This window comes from uncultured Corynebacterium sp. (assembly GCF_902782855.1).
GTDB lineage: Bacteria > Actinomycetota > Actinomycetes > Mycobacteriales > Mycobacteriaceae > Corynebacterium.
The window spans coordinates 1-3962 of the sequence record NZ_CACZOO010000186.1; the positions used below are offsets into that span (position 1 = coordinate 1).

A 3962-nucleotide genomic window follows, 5' to 3' on the forward strand; every position below is an offset into this window, starting at 1 on the left:
GGGGACGGCGCGGGGGACGGCCCGGACACCATCGCCGAGGGGAGCCGGCCGCTGATACTCCGGCGGCACCCGGCCTGCCGACGGCGGGTGGGGGCCTCACCCCGTTGAGGATTGCGGCGGACGGTACGGATGCGGTGGCGGTCGAGGCCGCCCGTCGAGTTGTCGACCAGCTCACCGGGGCCGGTATCGCCGCGGAGCCGGTGCTGCGTCCCGCCGGCGACCTCTACGGCACTTTCCTGCCCACCGGGGAGGTGGACGCCGTCATCGCCTGGCAGGAGAGTCCGGAGACGCTCACTGAACTGCGCAGCCGTTACGGTTGCGACCCGGAGACCAGGGCGGTCTCCCGGCCGTCCGACGGGCTGCCACTGGTCACCGCTGTGCCGACGCCGTCACCGACCACAGAACCGGCTCAGTCTGCAGAAGGTACAGAGGGCACAGAGAGCACAGAGGGCACAGAACCCGCCGGGACGGGGGGAGCGGACGACGCCGCCTCCGGGCGCACCGAGAACGCCTCGGGTCTGTGCTCGGCGGAGATCGACGGCATCCTCGACTCCGCCGGGAGTTCGGTGGGCGGCCTCAGCGGTGGTGGGGTGGCAACCCTGGTCGGCGGGACCGTGGAGCGGGTGGCGCAGGCCGTCGCCGGGTTGCGGATCGACGTGCCGTTGGTCCACGACCGCCGGGTGATCGCCGTCGGCCCGGATCTTGTCGGACCCCGACCCCGGCTGGCGGACTGGCCGTTGGACCGGGACACCGGGCCACTTGTCTCTGCCGCGCTCTGGCGGCGGGCCGAGGAGACGGCGACCGCCACTGCACCACCGAACGCCACTGCATCACCGACCGCCCTGACCACCCCGACCGAACCTGATGAAGAAGGTGACCGATGACCGACCGGAATCTGCGCGGCATCCGTGTGCTCGCCGTGCACGCCCACCCTGACGACGAATCCCTGTGGACCGGTCTCGCGCTGGCCCAGTGGGCGCGCCGAGGTGCGGAGGTGACTGTGGTGACCTGCACCCTCGGCGAGGAGGGGGAGGTGATCGGTGACAAGTACCAGGGTCTCGTCGCTGACCGCTCCGGCCTGCTCGGCGGGTACCGGATCGCCGAACTGCAGCGCGCCCTGTCCGCCCTGGGGGTCAACCGGGACGCCACCGTCGGGATCTCCCGGCCGCGGTTCCTCGGCGGGGTGGCGCGCTGGCGTGACTCGGGCATGGCGGGCACCCCACCGGCCGGGCATCCCCGCGCCTTCGTCCGTTCAGGGGACGCCGCTGTCGGCACCCTGCGCGCAGACATCGCCCGGTTGCGCCCGCACGTGGTCGTCACCTACGGGCCCGACGGCGGCTACGGGCACCCCGACCACATCCGCGCCCATGAGGTCACGCATGCCGCTGTCGCGGCGCAGGCGGACGCGGGGGCGTGGACTCCGGCGAGGATCTGGTGGTGTGTCACCGAGACGGAGAACCTCGACGCCGGTCTGGCAGCACTCCGTGCCGCAGGTGGGCCTCCGGTCGGCTGGCGGTGGCCGGGGGACGGCGAGCTGGCCAGTGTCCCGGCGTCCTCGGTGGATGCCAGGGTCGTCGGCACCGCGGCGGACCTCGACGCGAAGCGGGCGGCGATGGTCGCCCACGCCACCCAGCTCTGGGTCGCCGACGGTAACGCCGGCGATGTCATCGACACGCCCCGGACCGGGGCGCACGGTGGTCCGGTGCCGTTCTGTCTGTCGAATCTCATCACCCAGCCGTTGCTCGGGACAGAGAGTTTCATGCTCGGTGACCGCCGTGACGCGGGGTCGGGACTTTCCGTGGAAACACTGGACAGACTAGACTGTCTGTTTGCTGAAGGGAGGTAGCCGGTGCGCACCACAGATGAACCCCACTGGGGTGATCCGGAGCGCCGTCAGGTCCGCAGGGACACCACCCGCGGTGAACGTACCGCGGGCATCGTCTGGCTGTGTGCCGGGGCACTGGCCGCGGTTCTGCTCGCGGCCCTCTACCTCGGCTCGAGGATCACGGTCGGTGACACGTCTGTCCCCTTCCCCTGGCCGTTGGTGGCCACACCGTGGTTCCTGGCGGTGCTGACGAAGACAGCGCTGCTGTGGACCGACAACCGTTCCCTGGCAGCGGCCCCGTTGTGGACCTGGCTGGCAGGATACCTGATCCTGGTGTTCTGGCCCGCACTCCCGGGTCTCGGTGGCGACACCATCCTGGGCGGCTCCCTGACCACGCTCCTGCTTCTACCGCTGGGGCTGGCCGGCGGCGGTTGGGCAATGCTGCGGTTGAAGTGACAAGATGAGATCCGCTGCCGACGGTACCGACGACCCGTGGGCAGCGGGACGTGACGAGTTTTCGGAAAGTGACTACCAATGACCTACGTTATCGCGCAGCCCTGCGTCGACGTGATGGACCGGGCGTGTGTGGAGGAGTGCCCGGTCGACTGCATCTACGAGGGCAAGCGATCGCTGTACATCCACCCGGACGAGTGCGTGGACTGCGGCGCCTGCGAGCCGGTGTGTCCCACCGAGGCCATCTTCTACGAGGATGACCTTCCCGACGAGTGGGAGGACTACATCGACTTCAACACCGCCTTCTTCGACGATCTCGGCGACCCGGGCGGGGCCGCCAAGCTCGGCCCCCAGGACTTCGATCCTGAGGGCGTCAAGAATCTTCCGCCCCAGAACCAGGACTAGAGGACCACACCGATGACCGCACCTGCGCGCCGCACACTCTCCGCCGAACTCCCGGACTTCCCGTGGGACTCCCTCGAGGGGGCGAAGGCGACGGCGGCCGCGTACCCGGGCGGCATCGTCAACCTGTCGGTCGGCACCCCGGTCGACGAGGTCGCCCCGTCGATCCAGCTGGCGCTCTCGGTGAACGCCGGCGAGCCCGGCTACCCGCAGACCGTCGGCACCCCGGCACTGCGTGCCGCGATCGTCGCCGCGCTCGCGCGCCGCTTCGGCATCACCGGGGTGGACCGGGACCAGGTGCTGCCGGTGATCGGGACCAAGGAGGCCATCGCCTGGCTCCCCTTCATCCTCGGCGTGGTTCCCGGCCAGACCGTGGTCATCCCCGAGCTGGCGTACCCGACCTACGAGGTCGGCGCGAGGATCGCCGGTGCCGACGTTCTGCGCAGTGACTCGTTGCTGAAGATCGGCCCGGCGTCCCCGGCGATGATCTTCCTCAACTCCCCGGCGAATCCGCACGGCAGGGTGCTGGGCGTCGATCACCTGCGCAAGGTCGTCGAGTTCGCCCGCGGTCGCGACGTCATCGTCGTGTCCGACGAGTGCTACCTCGGTCTCGGCTGGAACCGGGAGGTGGAGGACGCCCCGGTGTCCGTCCTCGACCCCCGGGTCTGCGACGGTGACTTCACGAATCTCATTGCCGTCCATTCCCTGTCGAAGACCTCGAATCTGGCGTCCTACCGGTCGGGTTTTCTCGTCGGAGACTCCGCGCTGATCACCGAGGCTCTCGCCGTGCGCCGGAACGCCGGCCTGATGATGCCCGGGCCGATCCAGGCGGCGACCGTGGCTGCCCTGGAGGACGACGGCCAGGAGATCCTGCAGAAGGAGCGCTACCGCCGCCGCCGCATGGTGCTGTCCGCCGCGGTCGAGGACGCCGGGCTGCGAATCGACGACTCGCAGGGCGGACTGTACCTGTGGGCCACCGAGGACCGGCCGTGCCGGGAGACGGTGGACCGGCTCGCCGCCCTGGGCATTCTCGTCGCCCCGGGCGACTTCTACGGCCCGACGGGGGAGCGGCACGTCCGCATCGGGCTGACCGCCACGGACGAGGACATCGCGAAAGCCGCCGAGCGGCTCCGCACGCTGGCGCGGTAGTCCCCGCCGGAAAACCCCCGCCGGCCGAGGCACGCTCCGGGATCCGGAGTGAACCTCCCGCAGCGGGGGTCTTCCGCGTTCGTGCCGTCCGGTGTCAGTTCCTGTGGAGCGCCTCATTGAGCTCCACCGACCC

General features: G+C 70.5%; 4 protein-coding genes and 1 pseudogene. All 5 read left to right on the top strand.

The features are described from left to right. Nucleotides 1-884: pseudogene (locus QZV72_RS08175) on the top strand (ABC transporter family substrate-binding protein); the annotation flags it as partial. Then, a complete protein-coding gene (mshB, locus tag QZV72_RS08180) occupies nucleotides 881-1846 on the top strand; it encodes an N-acetyl-1-D-myo-inositol-2-amino-2-deoxy-alpha-D-glucopyranoside deacetylase (RefSeq protein ID WP_297007149.1) in 966 nt (321 codons plus the stop codon). The pseudogene QZV72_RS08175 and the gene mshB, both read left to right, overlap by 4 nt. A gap of 3 nt (nucleotides 1847-1849) precedes the next feature. Beyond that, nucleotides 1850-2281 carry a hypothetical protein gene (locus QZV72_RS08185; RefSeq protein WP_297007151.1) on the top strand — a complete coding sequence of 144 codons (432 nt, stop codon included), beginning with the start codon at nucleotides 1850-1852 and terminating at the stop codon, nucleotides 2279-2281. A 78-nt stretch (nucleotides 2282-2359) separates the two neighbouring features. Beyond that, a complete protein-coding gene (gene fdxA, locus QZV72_RS08190; protein WP_297007154.1) occupies nucleotides 2360-2683 on the top strand; it encodes a ferredoxin in 324 nt (107 codons plus the stop codon). A 12-nt stretch (nucleotides 2684-2695) separates the two neighbouring features. Then, nucleotides 2696-3829 carry a succinyldiaminopimelate transaminase gene (dapC, locus tag QZV72_RS08195; RefSeq protein WP_297007156.1) on the top strand — a complete coding sequence of 378 codons (1134 nt, stop codon included), beginning with the start codon at nucleotides 2696-2698 and terminating at the stop codon, nucleotides 3827-3829. Nucleotides 3830-3962: the final 133 nt, after the last annotated feature.

What these genes read in the sequence shown, in the direction of transcription:
- fdxA (WP_297007154.1), top strand. Translation starts at nt 2,360, where the DNA reads ATGACCTACGTTATCGCGCAGCCCTGCGTCGACGTGATGGACCGGGCG.
- mshB (WP_297007149.1), top strand. Translation starts at nt 881, where the DNA reads ATGACCGACCGGAATCTGCGCGGCATCCGTGTGCTCGCCGTGCACGCC.
- dapC (WP_297007156.1), top strand. Translation starts at nt 2,696, where the DNA reads ATGACCGCACCTGCGCGCCGCACACTCTCCGCCGAACTCCCGGACTTC.